A 17,775-nucleotide genomic window follows, 5' to 3' on the forward strand; every position below is an offset into this window, starting at 1 on the left:
TTCAGCTTTGCGACAGCAAACGGCAGCTACCATATGCGGTTGAGAAGACCTAAACACCTCTGGAACCTTGATCGATGACGCTGGGCTCTGACGTATCCGGCATGACGACCACCGCAGCCAGCGCAGCCGCGAAGGGGCTGTCGATCGTCATCCCCGTCTACAACGAGGCGGCTGGCCTTGCCGGCCTGCATCAGCGCATCTGCGAGCTCGCCAAGACCCTGCGGCAGCGCTATCGCCTGTCCTGCGAAGTCGTCTATGTCGACGACGGCAGCAAGGATGCGACGCTGTCGATCGCGCGGTCATTGCCGGCCGACGCTATCGACGTCCAGGTGGTGTCGCTGTCGCGCAATTTCGGCAAGGAGGCCGCGCTGATGGCGGGGCTCGACCATGCCCGCCTCGGCGCGGTGATGTTCATGGACGGCGACGGCCAGCATCCGCCGGCGCTGGTGGAACAGCTGGTGCGGCACTGGATCGATGACGGCTATGACGTCGTCTATACCGCCAAGGCGCATCGCGACAACGAGTCCTTCCTGCGCCGGGTCGCGGTGCACGGCTTCTACGCGCTGATCAATTGGGGCGCCCGTCAGAAGATTCCGGAGGACGCCGGCGATTTCCGCCTGCTGTCGCCGCGCGCGGTCGCGGCGCTGAGGCAGCTGCCGGAACGCAACCGCTTCTTCAAGGGCCTCGCCAGCTGGATCGGTTTCCGCCAGATCCGCGTCGACTACGAGCCCGCAGCGCGTGCCCATGGCGTCACCACTTTCAACGCCGCGAGCCTGCTTGGCCTGTCGATCGAGGGCCTGACGTCCTTTTCAGTGGCGCCCTTGCGCTTCGCCAGCCTGCTCGGCGTCATTCTCGCAGGAGGCGCCTTCCTGTTCGGCCTTTCGATCCTCTGGGAGGTGTTCACGACCGGCAAGCAGGTGCCCGGCTATCCTTCGCTCGTGATCGGACTGATGACGATCGGCGGCGTGCAGCTCATCATGATCGGCATCGTCGGCGAATATATCGGCAAGATCCTTTCCGAGCTGAAGGCGCGCCCGATCTACTTCGTCGCCGAGCACAGCGAGAAGCATTCCGAAGCCGATGATGCCGCGAGCAGGACGGCAGCCGAATGAGCGTGGCCGCGAGCCCGCGGCGGATCTGGCTCTGCGCCGACGATTACGGCATCAGCCCGGGCGTCAACCGCGCCATCCGCGACCTGATCGAACGCGGCCGCCTCAATGCCACCTCGGTGATGATGGTGGGACCCGCGGTCGCGCGCGGCGACGTCGAGGCGCTGCAGGCTTCGGCAACGCAAAGCCCGCGCTGCGCGATCGGGCTGCATGTGACGCTGTCGGCGCCGTTCCGGCCGCTCACCATGCATTTCCGCCCCTTGGACGGCGACATGTTCTTCGCCTTTCCCAAGCTGCTGCGCGCCGGACTGATGCGCCGGCTCGACCGTGAATTCATCCGCAACGAGGTGAAGGCACAGCTGGCCGCCTTCATGGACGCGTTCGGACGCACCCCCGACTTCGTCGACGGTCACCAGCATGTGCAGCTCTTCCCGCAGGTGCGCGACGGTTTTGTCGATGCGGTCAGCGAAGTCGCGCCGAACGCCTGGGTGCGCCAAGGCGGCCGCGACCTGCCGCTGCGGCAGCGGCTGGCCTCCCCCAAGGCCATGGTGCTCGATATCCTCAGCGCGCAATTCCGCCGCCGCGCCGGCAGCGCCGGCCTCAGCTTCAACCCCGGCTTCGCCGGCGCCTATGATTTCACGCGCGCCGCCGATTTCGGCGCGCTGATGCGGCAATTCCTGGAAGGTCTCCCCGACGGCGGCCTCGTGATGTGCCATCCCGGCTTTGTCGATGATGTCCTCACCGGCCTCGACCCCATGACCGACGTCCGCGAGCGCGAGCACGCCTATCTCGCGGGCGATGCCTTCGCGCGCCTGCTGGCCGACAGCAACGTGACACTGCAGTGAACGGCGAAAAGCGGCCCAGAGGCAGCTTGTCGCATACCGAAATTTAATCCGGCCGGCACTGTTGGGGCCATAATGGAACCCTACATCTCCTCTCGCGCTTGGTTTGGCGCGAAGGAGACAGATCATGACGCCGCAGGAACGCCAGCTCGTCGACGACCTTTTTGACCGGCTTTCTAAGCTGGAGAATGCACAGCGCGATCCCGATGCGATCGCCGCGATCTCCGACGGGCTGCGCAAGGCGCCCGGCGCCATCTACGCGCTGGTGCAGACCACGCTGGTCCAGGACGAAGCGTTGAAGCGCGCCAATGCCCGCATCCAGGAGCTGGAAGCGGCCCACGCGCCCGAGCAGGCGCAGTCCGGCGGCTTCCTCGACACCATGCGCGACACATTGTTTGGCGGCGGCCCGTCCCGCGGCTCGGTGCCGAATGTGCCGCAGCGTGAGCAGCGTCCGGCTTGGAACACCGGCCAGGCGATGCCGCAAGGCCAGCCGGGTTACGGCGCGCCGCCTTACGGACAGGCTTACGGCCAAGGTCCGGGTCAGGGCGCTCCGCCGATCGGCGGTGGCGGCGGCTCGTTCCTCGGCACGGCGGCGGCAGCCGCGGCCGGCGTCGTCGGCGGCTCGCTGCTGCTCTCCAGCATCCGCGGCATGATGGGCGGATCGCACCAGCAGGGTTTTGGCGACAGCAACGCGCTCGGCGACCGCAGCGCTGGTGGAAGTCCTTGGGGCGGCGGCGATCAGTCCGGCGGCTCGCTGGCGCGCGAGGCCGGCCTCGATGACATCGGCTCGAACCGGGAATCCCGCCAGGGCTTCTTCGACCAGGCGTCGAACGAGCGCGACAACTACGACCAGAACTACGGCAACGATCACGACGACAGCTTCGACACGGCCGACAACAGCGATTTCGGCGGCGACGACGACGGCGGCAGCGATTACGCGTAGGCCATTCGACCGACAGATGTGGAACGGCCGCCTCCGGGCGGCCGATTTCTGTTCAAGCAGAGCTCAACGCACTTCTCTGCCACCACACGCCATGATGCCATTCGATATAATATGACTAGTGCGTGCGTTGTCGGACAGCACCGTGCAGAACGTCACGAGGTGCGCCTGACTTCACCATGCCGGGCGAAATCGTCCTCCGACACACGCCGCCGTAGACTCCCGGATTTCCAAATTAGGACATGGGTGTTCAATTGGAAGAACACACTGCTTATGCCACACATCGTGGCTGCCTCTCTTGGCTACAGTCGGGGGTTTTAAGAATGAGTTCACTTCAACAGCGCATCGCGACCCTGAGCGACGTCACGACCCATCTCATCACCGAATTGTACGAGTTGGAGGGACTGCACGAGCGCCTCAGGAAGGCAGAGCTGTCGGTGCGGCGGCTGAACCGCTCGGCTCGCGCACCGCATTCGGCTTCATCAGCTCGTCCTCGCCGCTCCGCTGTCCCTCGTCGCGGGTCGAGGCACCGTCAGCGGACGTAGGACTATTCAGGCGGACGTTTGGCGGCGGCAGCGTCCCTTCGACGCCGCGCATTTCGAGCCGACGCGGCACCCGGACTTGATCGCTCCATCGAGCGCATGACGCTTCACATCACCACGACCTTGGTGCCGACATTGACGCGGCCGTAGAGATCGATGACGTCCTCGTTGCGCATGCGGATGCAGCCGGAGGAGACGTTGGTGCCGATGGTCCAGGGCTCGTTGGAGCCGTGGATGCGATAGAGCGTCGATCCCAGATACATCGCACGGGCACCGAGCGGATTTTCCGGGCCGCCTTCCATGTGCCTGGGCAGATCGGGCCGGCGCGCGAGCATTTCCGCCGGCGGCGTCCAGTCCGGCCATTCGCGCTTGGCGGTGATCGATTTCACGCCGGACCAGGTGAAGCCGGGACGGCCGACGCCGATGCCGTAGCGCAATGCCCGGCCGTTGCCCTCGACGAGATAGAGGAACTTGTTCGGCGTATCGACCACGATCGTGCCGGGACTTTCCTTGCCGCTATAGTCAACGAGTTGTTTCTCGAATTTCGGATCGAACGGACGCTGCCGCGGATCGACCGCCTCCTGCTGCAGAGACGCGCCCTGCTGATATCCGCCTTGTTGATACCCACCTTGCATCTGCGGCTCGCCCATCGGCGGCAGGCGCCGCTGGTCGTAATAGCCCGGCTGCTGCTGATACACCGGCCGCTCCGGCGCGTAGGCCGGGCCGCGGCCGGGGCCATCGCCGAACAGGAATTCGATGAAGCCGCCGCCCATGTTGGAATGGGACGCCACGCGCACCGGCGCCGGCGGCACGCGCGGCTGGTACAGCACCGCGGGCGGATCGTTCGGCACGCTGTTGTCGAAGGCGCCCGCGTCGTTCGCGCCGGCCATGAAGGTGCAAGCGCTGCCGAGCAGCGCGACAGACATTTTCTTGAACATCGACGTACTCTGTACTGTTTCGTCTAGATCACATGCGTCGTGGAGAGCCGGTGGCTGATCCGCGCTCTTCGACGTGGTCAATAAAAAGCAAAAGCCGTTTTGTTTGGTAAACGGACAGCGCGTTTGGATTCACCACGTCGCGAGCGCGCCTGCAATTTGGCGATCAGCGTTTATTTTCGATGAACGCCGCGCGGTGATGGTTAATCGCTTCTTTGCGCCGCGTCGCGCGCGGCCGATCAGCAGTTCCTGCTGTGAACTTCGTGTTAAATCGCTTCTGCCTACAAAGACGCGTGAGTGAGGTGGGGGGAGTATCCTGATGGCTGTTCACCGCAAGCGTTTTCGCGTCGAAGATATCGTCGGTGGCGAGATGCCCATTGTAGACGTAACTGAAGAGGCACTCCCGATGCATAGCGAGATCATGGCCGAGCTGCGCGCGATCCGCGCCCAGATGGCGAAGGGCATCGTCGCGGCCCCGCTGTCCGGCAGCGCTGCCATGGCGGCGATCGACGCCTCGACCGCGCACGAGCTTGCCGAAGCGCGCACCATGCTCGATACCTACCGGGCGCAGATCGAGCAGTGCGAGAAGCTGAAGGTCGAGCTCGACCTCATCCACGACGCCATCGACCGCACCAAGCGCGAGATCGCGACGCTGCACGGCAAGAGCTTCGACGGCGGCGAGATGGCCAAGGTCAACGGCGAGCTCGGCGCGGTGGTCGGCGGCACCGAGCAGGCGACCCAGCAGATCCTCGAAGCCGCGGAATCGATCGACCAGGCCGCCAGCGCGATGTCGAAGGTGGACTCGATCGATCAGCAGAAGCGCCTTGCCGACGACATCCAGGAACGCGTCATCTCGATCTTCGAAGCCTGCAACTTCCAGGACCTGACCGGCCAGCGCATCAGCAAGGTCATGGGCACGATGAAGTTCATCGAGCAGCACATCAACGCGATGATGGAGATCTGGGGCGGCGTCGACGCGATCAAGTCCCATGTGCCCGCGCAGGTCGACAACCGCAGCGAGGACGAGAAGCTCCTCAACGGCCCCAAGCTCGCCGGCGACGTCGGCCACGCCTCGCAGGACGACATCGACGCGCTGTTCGACTGAGCGGCGACGACATCGGAATAACAAAAACGCCGGCCTTGGGCCGGCGTTTTTTTGTTTTGGCCGGTGCAGATCGTGAACTCTTCTTCCCTTCTCCCCTTGTGGGAGAAGGTGGCGCGAAGCGCCGGATGAGGGGTTCTCTCCACTCGCAAGACCGTTCGTGAGGAGATAGACCCCTCACCCGTCTCGCCGCTACGCGGCGAGCCACCTCTCCCACAAGGGGAGAGGGTAAGAGACCGTCACGCCCTCGGCGCGCAGCGGACGTAGACCATGTTGCCGTAGCGGGTGCCAGCGTCCTTGTCGATGAAGCGGGTGATCATGACGCGACCGTCGAAGGAGACGATTTCGCGGTCCTGGTCGCCGGGGGTCGGGCCGGCCGGCCCGATGTAGTTCTTGCCGCTCGGCGAGCCCTTCAGCCGCAGCTCCTGCGGCGTCGCCTGGTCGGCGAGATGCATGATCACGCCACCGGAGGAACCGGCGGTGATCACGTAGGGGTTCCTGCATTGCTCACGCGCCATCTTCTCGGTGCGGGCGCGATCGGCCGGGTTCTGGAACGAGGCGAGGCCCCAGCGGCCGACGATCTCGTCGGCGCGGATGCTGGCGGGCATTTCCGGCGCGACGCCAGGTTCGGCTTCGGGCGGCGGCGGGGACGACGTGAGGGACGGCAGGTTGAAGCCGCCGCCGCAGGCGCCCAGCAGCAGCGCCAGACAAGAGGCGGCCGCCAGATTGGCAACCGTGCGCGCGTGAGCCGAACTGATCATGGCATTCCCCCGAACAAAACCATGGCCGCACCCCTCCCGCAGCCAAGCGCAAAACCGCTGCCGGAGCAATGACGTCGTTCTTTACGGCGACGCCCCGAGCGAGTTTCCAATGCCACCATCCTATATCCGCCTCAACAATCGCTTAACCACCTTTGCTTGACAGGATCGCGGCCAAGCCATATTTCCGGACCCACTATTAGCACTCGGAAAGCCCGATTGCTAAGCGCGCCGTTCGATCCTCGACGCGAGGGCGGACGGAAGCGCCGCCCCACCGACCCCACTACTTCCGAAGCGAGCCTCCAAAGGGAAACGTCATGGCTAAATCCAAATTTCGTCCGCTGCATGACCGTGTCGTGGTCAAACGTATCGACGCCGAGGAAAAGACCAAGGGCGGCATCATCATTCCGGACACGGCCAAGGAAAAGCCGTCCCAGGGCGAGGTCGTCGCCGTCGGCCCCGGCGGCCGCGACGAGACCGGCAAGCTGATCCCGATCGACCTCAAGGTCGGCGACCGCGTGCTGTTCGGCAAGTGGTCGGGCACCGAGGTCAAGATCGACAACGAAGAGCTCCTGATCATGAAGGAGTCGGACATCATGGGCGTGCTGGCCTAAGGCCGTCCGCCTGAACAGCCGCTGAATGTCATGCCCGGATCCAGGCGATCCGGGCATCCATCGTTCCGCCGCACGGCACAAGACAACACACATCACATAACACGAGGGATTGCAGACCATGGCTGCCAAAGACGTCAAGTTTTCCGGAGACGCGCGCGATCGCATGCTGCGCGGCGTCGACGTTCTCGCCAACGCCGTCAAGGTGACGCTCGGCCCGAAGGGCCGCAACGTTGTCATCGAGAAGAGCTTCGGCGCCCCCCGCATCACCAAGGACGGCGTCACGGTCGCCAAGGAGATCGAGCTCGAGGACAAGTTCGAGAACATGGGCGCCCAGATGGTGCGTGAGGTCGCCTCCAAGACCAACGACCTCGCCGGCGACGGCACCACCACCGCGACCGTGCTGGCCCAGGCCATCGTGCGCGAAGGCGCCAAGGCGGTCGCCGCCGGCATGAACCCGATGGATCTCAAGCGCGGCATCGACACCGCGGTTGCCGCCGTCATCAAGGACATCGAGAAGCGCGCCAAGCCGGTCGCCGCCTCCTCCGAGGTCGCCCAGGTCGGCACCATCTCGGCCAACGGCGATGCCGCCATCGGCAAGATGATCGCCCAGGCGATGCAGAAGGTCGGCAACGAGGGCGTCATCACCGTCGAGGAGAACAAGTCGCTCGAGACCGAGGTTGATATCGTCGAGGGCATGAAGTTCGACCGCGGCTATCTCAGCCCCTACTTCGTCACCAATGCCGAGAAGATGACCGCCGAGCTCGAGGACGCCTACATCCTCCTGCACGAGAAGAAGCTCTCGGGCCTGCAGGCCATGCTGCCGGTGCTGGAAGCCGTGGTGCAGTCGGGCAAGCCGCTCGTCATCATCGCCGAGGACGTCGAGGGCGAGGCGCTGGCCACCCTGGTCGTCAACCGGCTCCGCGGCGGCCTCAAGGTCGCGGCCGTCAAGGCGCCGGGCTTCGGTGACCGCCGCAAGGCCATGCTGGAGGACATCGCGATCCTGACCGGCGGCCAGCTGATCTCCGAGGAGCTCGGCATCAAGCTCGAGAACGTCACGGTGAAGATGCTCGGCCGCGCCAAGAAGGTGGTGATCGACAAGGAGAACACCACGATCGTCAACGGCGCCGGCAAGAAGCCCGACATCGAGGCCCGCGTCGGCCAGATCAAGGCGCAGATCGAGGAGACCACCTCGGACTACGACCGCGAGAAGCTCCAGGAGCGCCTCGCCAAGCTCGCCGGCGGCGTCGCGGTGATCCGCGTCGGCGGCGCCACCGAGATCGAGGTCAAGGAGAAGAAGGACCGCGTCGAGGACGCGCTCAACGCCACCCGCGCCGCGGTTCAGGAAGGCATCGTCCCGGGCGGCGGCGTCGCGCTGCTCCGCGCCAAGAAGGCGGTCGGCCGTCTCACCAACGCCAATGACGACGTCCAGGCCGGCATCAACATCGTGCTGAAGGCGCTGGAAGCCCCGATCCGCCAGATCTCCGAGAACGCCGGCGTGGAAGGCTCGATCGTGGTCGGCAAGATCCTGGAGAACAAGTCCGAGACCTTCGGCTTCGACGCCCAGAACGAGGACTATGTCGACATGGTCGAGAAGGGCATCATCGATCCCGCCAAGGTGGTGCGCACCGCGCTGCAGGACGCCTCCTCCGTGGCCGGCCTCTTGGTGACTACCGAAGCCATGGTCGCCGAGATGCCGAAGAAGGAAGCTCCGCCCGCGATGCCCCCCGGCGGCGGCATGGGCGGCTTCTAAGCCTTCCGTTCCGTGACAGAGTTGCGAAGGCCGCCTCCGGGCGGCCTTCTTTTTTGCCGACCCTGCCCGTTTCGCTTTCCGATTCAACCAGCGGCCAAAACCCACTACGGTGGCGCGCCGATTCTGATTGTTTGGGCATGATCCTAGAGACCGCTTCACGCTTTCCGGATCATGGCCGTTGCGCGAGGATGTCATCGATGCGTGCGCTTCTGGTTTGCTCCACGGCCGTTCTGGCCCTGCTCGCCGTTCCGCCGCAGGCCTCCGCCCAGATGAAGCTGTCGCCGAAGGCGACCGCGCCGGGGGGAACCGAGACGCGCTATTTCACCGCGATGGACGGGCTGATGGACGGCAATGCCGACGTGATCCTGAAGGAGACGCGCCAGGGCAAGACGCTGACCGCGGCGGTGCTCGACGTCTGCTACCCCATCGCGAAGAACTCCGACCGCAAGGACCGCTTCGTCGTCAACCTCCAGGTCGCCGGCCAGACGCTGACCGGAACGACGCAGAGCATCAGTGAGAAGTCGCCGGTCAGCGTCAAGCTGACGCGCAAGCAGTCCGGCGACATGTTCGAATTCCGCGGCCAGATCGCGGTCGGCCAGGCGGTGACCGAAGTGACCTCGCCGGACAATTCCGATCTCAGCGAAAAGGAATTCCTGGACAGTCAGGCCTCCGACGACGGCATCACGCCGCAGCCGAAGGATTTCACCGACGTCTCGCCGGAAGCGATCGCGGTCAAGGTCAAGCTCGATGCGGCGACCGACTTCCTGAAGAGCCTGAAGGGCCAGGAGGTCGAGGTGACGCTGGCGAGCCTCAATGTCGGCTGCGACGCGCTGCGCGCGGGCGAGCAGACCATCACCATGTCGGTCGATCCCGAGCGCGCCGGCGCGCTGCTGGCGAAGTTCAAGGCAATGCCGGGCGTCACCGCCGCAGGCTGGACCGCGGGCATGACCGAGATGGACCGCACCATCCGCTTCCCTGCGGCCGACTGGCGCGAGGGCGACAAGATCAACAAGGGCAAGCTTGCAACGGCGGTGGCGAGCGTGCTGAGCAGGACGCTCGCCGCAAAGCCGGTCACGCAAAACTTCAACCCGGCCACCGGTAGGCTCAAGCTGGTGTTCAAGCGGCCGAACCAGGACTTCCCGGCGCTCGAGCTCACCGACACGATCGAGGTCGCAGGCCTGGTCTCGCCCGACAAGCCGGGCACCACGGACAAGCTCATGCTCTGGATCGGCAGCCCGGCGACCACGACGGCCGACGAGGGCAGCGGGGCCAGGCTCAATCTGTCCGACGATGCCAGCCTCGACGAAGAAGGCGATCTGCCCGACGACAACGGCTCGATCGAGGCGCTCGTCAAGGAGCTGAAGGGCCAGCGCTGGGACGCCGACAAGTCGGTGTGGAAGTAGGCTGAGACAGCCACCGCTGTCATCGCCCGGCTTGACCGGGCGATCCAGTACTCCGAGACAGCAGCGATGGAATCGATAGGCTGCGGCGTACTGGATTCCCCGCCTTCGCGGGGAATGACAGAGGCCTAATTCCCCGTCGTCCTGAAGCGCAGCGGCTTCGGGCCGACCAGCGTCAGCACGTCGCCCTGGCGCTTCCAGGTCTCGACGCTGCCGAGGGCTGCGACGAGCTCGTCGTCGGCCTGCGCTCTCGCCGGCGGACAGTTGCGGTTCTGGATCTGGCCGGGCACGAAGATCACGGTGTTGCCGGCGACCGAGAACTGGCCCTTGCCGCCCTTGCACCAGAGCTCCAGCACGACCTCGCCATTGTCGCCGATCTCGATGTTGGGAATCCGCTTCGAGCCTGCCTGCGGCAACGCCTCCAGCGTCATCTCGGTGCCGAACGGAAACCCCTCCTGAGCACGCGCGAGTGTGGACATCGCGAACATTGCAACCGCCGCACACACCAATCGCTGGAACGAAACCATGAGACCTCTCGACCGACCTGACTTGCCGCACCTTCTATGAGACGGCGGGGGCGTTGAGAAGGTTCGCGCATGGTCGATGCAGGCGCACCGGCATGGCGAAGCCCGGGGCGCCTTCGAAGACCACGCCGAACGAGAAAGCGATCGGCAGCCAGTTGCAGCCGCGGCGCGAAGTTCTCGCGCATCCGGCGGTTCCCGTCCGCTCACAAGGTCGCGAAATCCCGGAGCACCCTGCCCCGCACCGGCGGGCACCATGCTAGGGTTGCTGGCTGCGACAATCCAACGCAAATTGCAGAACTTGCGACTTTCGTCTAAGCGCGCCCATTTCCGCCATCGCCTCAGCTATTTGGCTCTGGGCATCGTGCACATCCCCTGAGGAGATCCAGCTCTGTGAACAACATCCGCGCCACGCTCGCGATCGTCTGGCGAATCGCCATCCCTTATTTCCGATCAGAGGACAAATGGGCCGGCCGCGGCCTGCTCGCCGCGGTGATCGTGATCGAACTGCTGCTGGTCGCCATCGATGTGCTCGTGAACCAATGGTACAGCCGCTTCTACAACTATCTCCAGGAGCGCGACTGGAACGGCTTCGTCTGGGAGCTGGGCGTCTTCACATTGCTCGCGAGCGCCAGCGTCGCGCTTTCCGTCTACCAGCTCTATCTCAATCAGTGGCTCCAGATTCGCTGGCGGCAATGGCTGACGCGTCACTATCTGGCCGAATGGCTGAATAGCGCGACCCACTATCGGATGCAGCTCAAGGGCGATGCGGCCGACAACCCGGACCAACGCATCACCGACGACGTCAGGAGTTTCGTCGAGCAGACTCTCAATATCGGCATCGGGCTGCTCTCCTCGATCGTCACGCTGCTCTCGTTCGTGGTCATTCTGTGGGGGCTGTCGAACGCGGCACCGCTGCATATCTCCGGCCTCGACTTTCCCATCCCCGGCTATTTGGTGTGGGCGGCGCTCGTCTACGCGATCTTCGGCACCGCGCTCACGCACTGGATCGGTTCGCCTCTCGTCAATCTCAACTTCGAGCAGCAGCGCTACGAGGCCGACTTCCGCTTCAACCTCGTCCGCGTGCGCGAGAACTCCGAACAGATCGCACTGCTCAAGGGCGAAGGCGCCGAACGCGAACGACTGCTGCACCGCTACGGCTATGTCGTCGGCAATTGGTACGCGATCATGAGCCGGACCAAGCGTCTGACTGCTTTCACGGCGAGCTATTCCCAAGCCGCCGTGATCTTCCCCTTCATCCTCACCGCGCCTGCCTATTTTGCCGGTAAGATTCAACTTGGAGGGATGGTGCAGACCGGCTCCGCCTTCGGCAGCGTGCAGAAGGCCCTGTCCTTCTTCGTGAGCGCCTACCGATCCCTGGCCGAATGGCGTGCGGTGGTTGCCCGTCTCGATGGCTTCGAGATGTCGGTCGCCTCGGCGGTCAATCTGCCGGCGCATGAGCCTGCCATCGCGCTGGAAGTCGCCGGCCGCCATATCGACCTCGAGCAGCTCTGCGTGAACCTGCCCAACGGCACGCCGCTGGTGGCCGCCAAGGCCTTCACCATTCAGGCCTCGGAGCGCGTGCTGGTGACCGGACCGTCCGGCTCCGGCAAGTCCACGCTGTTCCGGGCCATCGCCGGCATCTGGCCGTTCGGCACCGGCACGGTTGTGGTCCCGGAAAAGGCAAAGCTGATGATGCTGCCGCAGCGGCCCTATTTCTCGGTCGGTGTGTTGCGCGATGCCGTGGTCTATCCGGCAGCGCCGGGCGCGTTCGACGCCGCGCAGGTCCGCGAGGCCCTGATCGCGGTCGGGCTGCCCGATCTCGCCGAGCGGCTGGACGAGGACGGCCACTGGAACAGGATGCTCTCGCTCGGCGAGCAGCAACGTCTCGGGCTAGCGCGCGCGCTGCTGCATGCGCCGGACTATCTGTTCCTGGACGAAGCCACCGCCTCGCTCGACGAGCCGTCGGAAGCCCGGCTCTACCGGCTGCTGGCGGAGAGACTGCCGCAGGCCACCATCGTCTCGATCGGCCACCGCTCGACGCTCGATGCCTTCCACACCCGCAAGGTGGCGCTCGTGAAGGACGGTGCGATCCACGTCGTCGGCGGCGAGCGGACTGCGGCGGAGCCGAGCGCCGCGCGCTGAGGCGAGCGCTGGGTAGCCGCTGATCATCAAGTTCGAGTCGTCACTCCATACACGCGTCAAGCCCGGCCATGACGGCGTGGAGAAAAGCAAAAGGGCGGCAGGTTGCCCTGCCGCCCTCGCGAAGTCGTTTCGGGAAGAAGCTTACTTCAGATTGCTCATCGCCGTCAGGTCGAACGAGAGCTTGGCCACGCCGGCCGCGCTGCACCAGTTGGAGCCGAAGCCGCCCGGGTTGATGGGGGTGAAGCTTCCGGTGAACTTCGCGGTGTGATCGCTGGTCAAGGCGTTGCAGTCGCCCTTGTTCAGGTCGGTGTCGTGATAACGCAGATCGAGCGTGAACACCTTGTAGGTGAAGCCGACGCCGACGTTCCAGGTGTTATAGCTCGGCTCCTTGATGCCGTTCGCATAAACCGGATCGCCCGCGATGCCGTAGAAGATGTCGGAAGTGCCGAACCACTGCCGGCCGAACTCACCCGACACATACATGCCGACGCCGCTGGCACCGAAGATTGTGCTCGGGGCGGTCCACTTGGCCGTGATCGAGGCGTAATTGCCCCAGGCGCCGAGGTTCAGGAAGTTCGGCGAGTAGTACTCGTTGAAGCCGACCGTCCACTGGTCGTTGATGACGACGTTCAGCTTGGCGTAGGCTTCGAAGAAGCTGGCGTCCTTCTTGGCGAAGTTGCCGTTGATCGGAAGGCCGATTGCCCCCTGCGAGTAATCGATGTCGCCGCCACAATTGCCCTGAGCCAATGTGTACTGCGAGCCGAAGCATTGTCCGCCCGGATAGAGGTAGCCCCAGAGACCGAAGTCGAAGGCGAACATGCCGAAGGTCGGGCGGATACCGCCGTAGAAGTCGACTTCCGCCGCAGCGCGGTTCGGGAAGGAGATGCTCGAGGCGGACGTACCGACGTAGAGCTGCAAGTCCTTGGTGACGTTGTAGCGAGGCTCGAAATAGGCCGTGACGGCCGGCTTATGGTTGGACTGGGTGATGCCGCGGAAGACGTAATCGCTCATGATGCCGCCGCCGAAGGCGATATCCCAAGGATCGAACGCCGGGGGCGGCGGGGCTTTCAATGCCTTCACGCGCAGATCTGCCGCGAACGCCGAACCCGTCGTCACCATTGCCAGCGCCGTTGCCAACAAAGCCACTTTTTTCATTTCGATCCCCATCTACCCGTTCTTACTTAGCAGTCGCCCCCGGAAGCCCCCCGGGGCATGCGGCCTACCTGCAAAATTGCGTCACTGCGGCAATTTGGATCGATGGACAGGAACCGTGAAGCAAAAAGCACGGGCATCTGCCGACTTTTTAGGCGTTTTGACGAATTCACGAAAGGTTGTCAGGCTGTGTGGCTTCTCGATCACATTATTTGCATTCCAAGGTGCAGTGCAGACCCGTGTAAACCCGGGGATCGCCAGGCGGCGTGACACCTTCGCTACGAATCAGGGTGGGCCCGGAGCGCCAGCCGCCAAGGGCGGCTTCCGCGATGCAAAAAGGCCGCAGCACCGGGGGGTGCCGCGGCCTTCTCGTTACAATCCCAAGTAACAATCCCGAGTAACAGTCCCGAGTGACAGTCCGAAGGCGATGAGAGACCGCCTTCCTACCCCTGCCCCTCGGCCGGCGCCGCTTCCGCAGAAGACGAAGGCATCGCCCAGCTTGTCTCGGCGGGCGCGGGAGTCTCCGCCGGTGCCGACGGCTTCGGAGCAGGCGCTGCCTTCGCCTTCTTCGGTGCCGCCTTCTTCGCGGCCTTCTTCGGAGCAGCCTTCTTGGCCGCCGACTTCTTTGCAGTCGTCTTGGCAGCCTTCTTCGGGGCGGCCTTCTTGGCAGATTTCTTGGCAGACTTCTTGGCGGTCTTCTTGGCCGCCTTCTTCTTCGTCGCCTTCTTCGCGGACTTCTTCGCCGTTACGGCCTTCTTGGCCTTTTTGGCCTTCTTGCTTTTCTTCTTCTTCGCTTTCGCCATCGTGGTCCTCCTGTTGCCGCCGAACAATGCTTGATCGGGCGTCTTCAGTCGTCACCTCGGGAGGACAGTTCGGGCTCCTGAAAGCTCAAACCTGCGCGTTCAGTGCCGGCCGCGCCCCGCCCGTCGCCCAATCGAGAAGCTCAATCGTGTGTACGACCGGAACTGACGTGCCACTGGCAATCTGCACCATGCAGCCGATATTGCCCGCGGCAATCATGTCCGGCTTGACGCTCGCGATGTTGGCGACCTTACGATCACGCAACCGACCCGCAAGCTCGGGCTGGAGAATGTTGTAGGTCCCCGCCGAACCGCAACACAAATGGCTCTCGGGCACATCTTTCACCACGAATCCATTCTTGGAAAGCAATTCTTTCGGAAGCCCTGTGATTTTCTGTCCATGCTGCAACGAACACGCGGAGTGATAGGCGACGACGATGTCGTCCGCTCGCGCCGCGGTCGCAAGCTCGAGGCCGGCGACGTATTCGGTGATGTCCTTGGCGAGCGCCGAGACCCTCGCAGCATCGGCCGCGCACGCTGTGTCCTCGCGCAGGAGATAGCCGTAATCCTTGATCACCGTGCCGCAGCCGGAGGTCGTCACCAGGATCGCGTCGAGCCCCTCGCCGGCCATTTCCTTCCGCCACGCCGCGACGTTGGCGCGAGCCCGTGCCAGCGCATCCTCGTCGTTGCCGAGGTGATGGGTCAGCGCGCCACAGCACTGCTCGTCCTTGACAAGGACGACCTCGATGCCGTGGCGGGTCAGGAGACTGATGGCGGCCTGGTTGATGCGCGGCGCCAGCACCTGCTGGGCGCAGCCCTGGAGCAGTGCCACACGGCCGCGCTTCTTGCCCAGCGCCGCGAACACGCTGCCGGCGGCGGGCCCTGCGGGCGGCAGCCGGTCCGGCGCCAGCGCCAGCATCGCCTTGATGCGCTGGATCAAGCCCGGCGTCGCCGCAGGCCGGGGTGTCGGCAGCAAGACGCCGAGCGGACGGGCGAGCCGCGCCAGCCACATACTGACGCGAAAGCGCTGCGGGTCCGGCAGGACGAAGGCCAGCACCTGGCGCAGCAGCCGCTCGGTCAGCGGCCGCCGATAGCGCTGCTCGATTTGCACCCGGGCCTGATCGACCAGGTGCATGTAGTTCACGCCCGAGGGGCAGGTCGTCATGCAGGCAAGGCACGACAGGCAACGGTCGATATGCTTGACCACGTCGGCGGTCGGCGCCTGGTCCTTCTCCAGCATCTCCTTGATCAGATAGATGCGGCCGCGCGGGCTATCGAGCTCGTCGCCGAGCAGCACATAGGTCGGGCAGGTTGCGGTGCAGAAGCCGCAATGGACGCAGGCGCGCAGGATCTTGTCGGCTTCCGCGATATCGGGGTCGGCGAGCTGCGCGAGTGAGAATTCGGTCTTCATCAGCCAGCGCTCCGCGTGAGCCGCCCCCGGTTGAGGATGGTCTTCGGATCGAAGCTGGCGCGCACCCGCTCGCTCAGCGCGGCAATGCCAGGTGCCTGCGGATGGAACACGTCGACCTCGCGCCTGATATCCTCGGCGGCCCGGATCAGCGTGGCATGCCCGCCGACGGAATTGGCGTGGGCACGCACGGCCGGGGCATGCGCGTCCGGCTTCGGCGGAAGCGCCGCCCAGATCAGCCCGCCGCCCCAATCGTAGATCACATCGCCGCCCGTCTCGCGCGCTAGCTGCGAGCCCAGCGCGGCGCCCGAGGCCGGCGGGCAGACGATCCGCCAGACCGGCCAGGCGCCGAGCGCGCCGCTCGCCGCGAACGGCAGCACGTCGCGGATCGCGCTCCACAAGGCCGCGGATGCCACGTCCTCGATCAGCGTCGCGGTTCCAAACGGCGCAAGCAATTGGCGCAGCGAGCCGGCGCGGTGCGCAGCGGACGCGGTGATGCCCTCGAGCCGCAGCACGGTCAGCGCCTCGGCCTCGCCTTGGCCCGCAATGTCGCCCAGCCCCTCGGTCCCGGCCCTGAACGCCGATTTCGGCAGATGCGCGGCGGCGGAGACGTCGAAGGGCGAGCCCAGCGCCGCAGTCATGGCCTTGTTGGCGGTGGCATCATCTAACCCGCGCAGCAACAGCGTCCGCTCGGCCTCGGGCTTGGGCATCACCTTGAGCGTGACCTCGGTCATCACCGACAGCGTGCCCCAGGACCCCGCCAGCAGCTTGCAGAGGTCGTAGCCGGTGACGTTCTTCACCACCTTGCCGCCGGTCTTGAAGCTGTCGCCGAAGCCCGAGACGGCATGCGCGCCGAGCAGGTGGTCCCGTACCCCGCCCGCCCGGATCCGCCGCGGCCCGGCGAGCCCGGCCGCGATCATGCCGCCGATGGTGCCTGTTGCCGGCGTGCCGAGCAGCGGGGCGGTGTTTACAGGCTCGAAGGCGAATTGCTGATTCTTGGCGTCGATCAGCGCCAGCACGTCGGCCAGCGGCGCGCCGGCCTGGAGCGTGATGATGAGCTCGTTCGGCTCGTAGGCGGTGACGGCATTGAGCGCGGAGACGTCGAGCACGGCGTTGGTCGCCATGGCGTGGCCGATGCCGCGCTTGCCGCCATGGCCGATGATCTCGAGCGGCTGCTCGCTCGCGATCGCCGCGCGCACCACCTCTTCGACGTCTTTGGCGTCTCTGACCTTGAGCGTATCCACGGGAAAAGGCGGTAGCGAAATTCGCGCAGGAAATCAATTCGACCCACGACGGAACGTCGGGCCGTTCGGCGACATTCGCACTACGATGTTCATCGAACCATTGTCGCCCAGAGCCGCGCTATCGAATGGAGAATTCTCAGGGAGCTCCATCATGATCGAACAGGCAATGAATCAACAGACCGGCCACCCGGCCATCGGCGGCGGACTTCTCGTCGTGGCGCAATGGGAAGCAAAGGCCGAAGAGGTCGACCGGGTTGCTGAAATCCTGCGCGGCTTCCTCCCTCAGGCGCAGCGCGAGCCAGGCGTCAAGCTGTTCCTGATCTCGCGCGCCAAGGACAATCCGGCCCAGTTCCTCTTCTACGAGTTGTTCGGCGACGAAGACGCCTTTAGGGCGCACCAGGAGAGCGCGCATTTCAAGAGCTACATCGCGGAACAGGCGCTGCCGCTGCTGACCAGGCGCGAACGCGCGCAATACACCTTGCTGTGAATGATCTGCTTCCTCCTTGCGAGCCA

Annotated in this window: 16 protein-coding genes; 9 read left to right on the forward strand and 7 right to left on the reverse strand. The window is 64.9% G+C overall.

The features are described 5' to 3' along the window. Positions 1-74 precede the first annotated feature (74 nt). The 3 genes from I6F28_RS19055 (at position 75) to I6F28_RS19065 (ending at position 2,894) form a co-directional block, all read left to right on the forward strand. Positions 75-1,112: a glycosyltransferase family 2 protein gene (locus tag I6F28_RS19055; protein ID WP_036014274.1), complete on the forward strand. Its 1,038-nt coding sequence runs from the start codon at positions 75-77 to the stop codon at positions 1,110-1,112. Then, positions 1,109-1,954 (forward strand): ChbG/HpnK family deacetylase, encoded by an 846-nt coding sequence (locus tag I6F28_RS19060; protein WP_225140497.1) that lies wholly within the window; start codon positions 1,109-1,111, stop codon positions 1,952-1,954. Before I6F28_RS19055 ends, I6F28_RS19060 begins: the two co-directional genes overlap by 4 nt. A 124-nt stretch (positions 1,955-2,078) precedes the next feature. After that, complete coding sequence (locus I6F28_RS19065) at positions 2,079-2,894, forward strand: DUF2076 domain-containing protein (RefSeq protein ID WP_036014279.1); 816 nt, start codon at positions 2,079-2,081, stop codon at positions 2,892-2,894. Positions 2,895-3,540: 646 nt separating this feature from the next. Here the strand turns inward: I6F28_RS19065 and I6F28_RS19070 are convergent. Then, entirely contained in the window at positions 3,541-4,371 is an 831-nt protein-coding gene (locus tag I6F28_RS19070) for a L,D-transpeptidase (protein ID WP_225113352.1), read from the reverse strand. A gap of 316 nt (positions 4,372-4,687) precedes the next feature. Between I6F28_RS19070 and I6F28_RS19075 the strand changes: the two genes are divergently transcribed. Next, a complete protein-coding gene (locus I6F28_RS19075) occupies positions 4,688-5,473 on the forward strand; it encodes a protein phosphatase CheZ (RefSeq protein ID WP_036014285.1) in 786 nt (261 codons plus the stop codon). A 236-nt stretch (positions 5,474-5,709) separates the two neighbouring features. Here I6F28_RS19075 and I6F28_RS19080 read toward each other — a convergent pair whose 3' ends face one another. Then, positions 5,710-6,231, reverse strand: a complete 522-nt coding sequence (locus I6F28_RS19080; RefSeq protein ID WP_036014287.1) for a hypothetical protein — start codon at positions 6,229-6,231, stop codon at positions 5,710-5,712. Between the two features lie 314 nt (positions 6,232-6,545). On the opposite strand from I6F28_RS19080, the gene I6F28_RS19085 reads away from it, so the two are divergent. The 3 genes from I6F28_RS19085 to I6F28_RS19095 all read left to right on the forward strand — a co-directional run bounded on the left by I6F28_RS19085 (position 6,546) and on the right by I6F28_RS19095 (position 9,995). Beyond that, positions 6,546-6,842 (forward strand): co-chaperone GroES, encoded by a 297-nt coding sequence (locus I6F28_RS19085; RefSeq protein WP_025033779.1) that lies wholly within the window; start codon positions 6,546-6,548, stop codon positions 6,840-6,842. Positions 6,843-6,960: 118 nt separating this feature from the next. After that, positions 6,961-8,592: a chaperonin GroEL gene (gene groL / locus I6F28_RS19090; protein ID WP_036014289.1), complete on the forward strand. Its 1,632-nt coding sequence runs from the start codon at positions 6,961-6,963 to the stop codon at positions 8,590-8,592. Positions 8,593-8,789: 197 nt separating this feature from the next. Further along, positions 8,790-9,995 carry a hypothetical protein gene (locus I6F28_RS19095; RefSeq protein WP_036027054.1) on the forward strand — a complete coding sequence of 402 codons (1,206 nt, stop codon included), beginning with the start codon at positions 8,790-8,792 and terminating at the stop codon, positions 9,993-9,995. Positions 9,996-10,120: 125 nt separating this feature from the next. On the opposite strand, the gene I6F28_RS19100 is transcribed toward I6F28_RS19095, so the two are convergent. Further along, a complete protein-coding gene (locus I6F28_RS19100) occupies positions 10,121-10,519 on the reverse strand; it encodes an META domain-containing protein (protein WP_225140498.1) in 399 nt (132 codons plus the stop codon). 387 nt (positions 10,520-10,906) lie between these two features. On the opposite strand from I6F28_RS19100, the gene I6F28_RS19105 reads away from it, so the two are divergent. Then, positions 10,907-12,658: an ABC transporter ATP-binding protein/permease gene (locus tag I6F28_RS19105; RefSeq protein ID WP_225140499.1), complete on the forward strand. Its 1,752-nt coding sequence runs from the start codon at positions 10,907-10,909 to the stop codon at positions 12,656-12,658. Between the two features lie 141 nt (positions 12,659-12,799). Here the strand turns inward: I6F28_RS19105 and I6F28_RS19110 are convergent, their stop codons facing one another. From I6F28_RS19110 to I6F28_RS19125, 4 genes are all read right to left on the reverse strand, one after another. Continuing rightward, complete coding sequence (locus I6F28_RS19110; protein WP_036027050.1) at positions 12,800-13,813, reverse strand: TorF family putative porin; 1,014 nt, start codon at positions 13,811-13,813, stop codon at positions 12,800-12,802. 440 nt (positions 13,814-14,253) lie between these two features. Then, positions 14,254-14,613: a histone gene (locus I6F28_RS19115; RefSeq protein ID WP_225140500.1), complete on the reverse strand. Its 360-nt coding sequence runs from the start codon at positions 14,611-14,613 to the stop codon at positions 14,254-14,256. Between the two features lie 85 nt (positions 14,614-14,698). After that, on the reverse strand, positions 14,699-16,021 hold the full coding sequence (gene glcF / locus I6F28_RS19120) for a glycolate oxidase subunit GlcF (RefSeq protein ID WP_225140501.1): 1,323 nt from the start codon (positions 16,019-16,021) through the stop codon (positions 14,699-14,701). Beyond that, positions 16,021-17,262 carry an FAD-binding protein gene (locus I6F28_RS19125; protein WP_225140502.1) on the reverse strand — a complete coding sequence of 414 codons (1,242 nt, stop codon included), beginning with the start codon at positions 17,260-17,262 and terminating at the stop codon, positions 16,021-16,023. Before I6F28_RS19125 ends, glcF begins: the two co-directional genes overlap by 1 nt. On the opposite strand from I6F28_RS19125, the gene I6F28_RS19130 reads away from it, so the two are divergent. Beyond that, positions 17,249-17,749 carry a putative quinol monooxygenase gene (locus tag I6F28_RS19130; RefSeq protein ID WP_225140503.1) on the forward strand — a complete coding sequence of 167 codons (501 nt, stop codon included), beginning with the start codon at positions 17,249-17,251 and terminating at the stop codon, positions 17,747-17,749. The genes I6F28_RS19125 and I6F28_RS19130 overlap by 14 nt on opposite strands. Positions 17,750-17,775: the final 26 nt, after the last annotated feature.

This window comes from Bradyrhizobium sp. NBAIM14, from assembly GCF_020193895.1.
Taxonomy (GTDB): domain Bacteria; phylum Pseudomonadota; class Alphaproteobacteria; order Rhizobiales; family Xanthobacteraceae; genus Bradyrhizobium; species Bradyrhizobium yuanmingense.

What these genes read in the sequence shown, in the direction of transcription:
- I6F28_RS19110 (WP_036027050.1), bottom strand. Translation starts at nt 13,813, where the DNA reads ATGAAAAAAGTGGCTTTGTTGGCAACGGCGCTGGCAATGGTGACGACG.
- glcF (WP_225140501.1), bottom strand. Translation starts at nt 16,021, where the DNA reads ATGAAGACCGAATTCTCACTCGCGCAGCTCGCCGACCCCGATATCGCG.
- I6F28_RS19115 (WP_225140500.1), bottom strand. Translation starts at nt 14,613, where the DNA reads ATGGCGAAAGCGAAGAAGAAGAAAAGCAAGAAGGCCAAAAAGGCCAAG.
- groL (WP_036014289.1), top strand. Translation starts at nt 6,961, where the DNA reads ATGGCTGCCAAAGACGTCAAGTTTTCCGGAGACGCGCGCGATCGCATG.
- I6F28_RS19095 (WP_036027054.1), top strand. Translation starts at nt 8,790, where the DNA reads ATGCGTGCGCTTCTGGTTTGCTCCACGGCCGTTCTGGCCCTGCTCGCC.
- I6F28_RS19080 (WP_036014287.1), bottom strand. Translation starts at nt 6,231, where the DNA reads ATGATCAGTTCGGCTCACGCGCGCACGGTTGCCAATCTGGCGGCCGCC.
- I6F28_RS19085 (WP_025033779.1), top strand. Translation starts at nt 6,546, where the DNA reads ATGGCTAAATCCAAATTTCGTCCGCTGCATGACCGTGTCGTGGTCAAA.
- I6F28_RS19100 (WP_225140498.1), bottom strand. Translation starts at nt 10,519, where the DNA reads ATGGTTTCGTTCCAGCGATTGGTGTGTGCGGCGGTTGCAATGTTCGCG.
- I6F28_RS19065 (WP_036014279.1), top strand. Translation starts at nt 2,079, where the DNA reads ATGACGCCGCAGGAACGCCAGCTCGTCGACGACCTTTTTGACCGGCTT.
- I6F28_RS19055 (WP_036014274.1), top strand. Translation starts at nt 75, where the DNA reads ATGACGCTGGGCTCTGACGTATCCGGCATGACGACCACCGCAGCCAGC.
- I6F28_RS19070 (WP_225113352.1), bottom strand. Translation starts at nt 4,371, where the DNA reads ATGTTCAAGAAAATGTCTGTCGCGCTGCTCGGCAGCGCTTGCACCTTC.
- I6F28_RS19060 (WP_225140497.1), top strand. Translation starts at nt 1,109, where the DNA reads ATGAGCGTGGCCGCGAGCCCGCGGCGGATCTGGCTCTGCGCCGACGAT.
- I6F28_RS19075 (WP_036014285.1), top strand. Translation starts at nt 4,688, where the DNA reads ATGGCTGTTCACCGCAAGCGTTTTCGCGTCGAAGATATCGTCGGTGGC.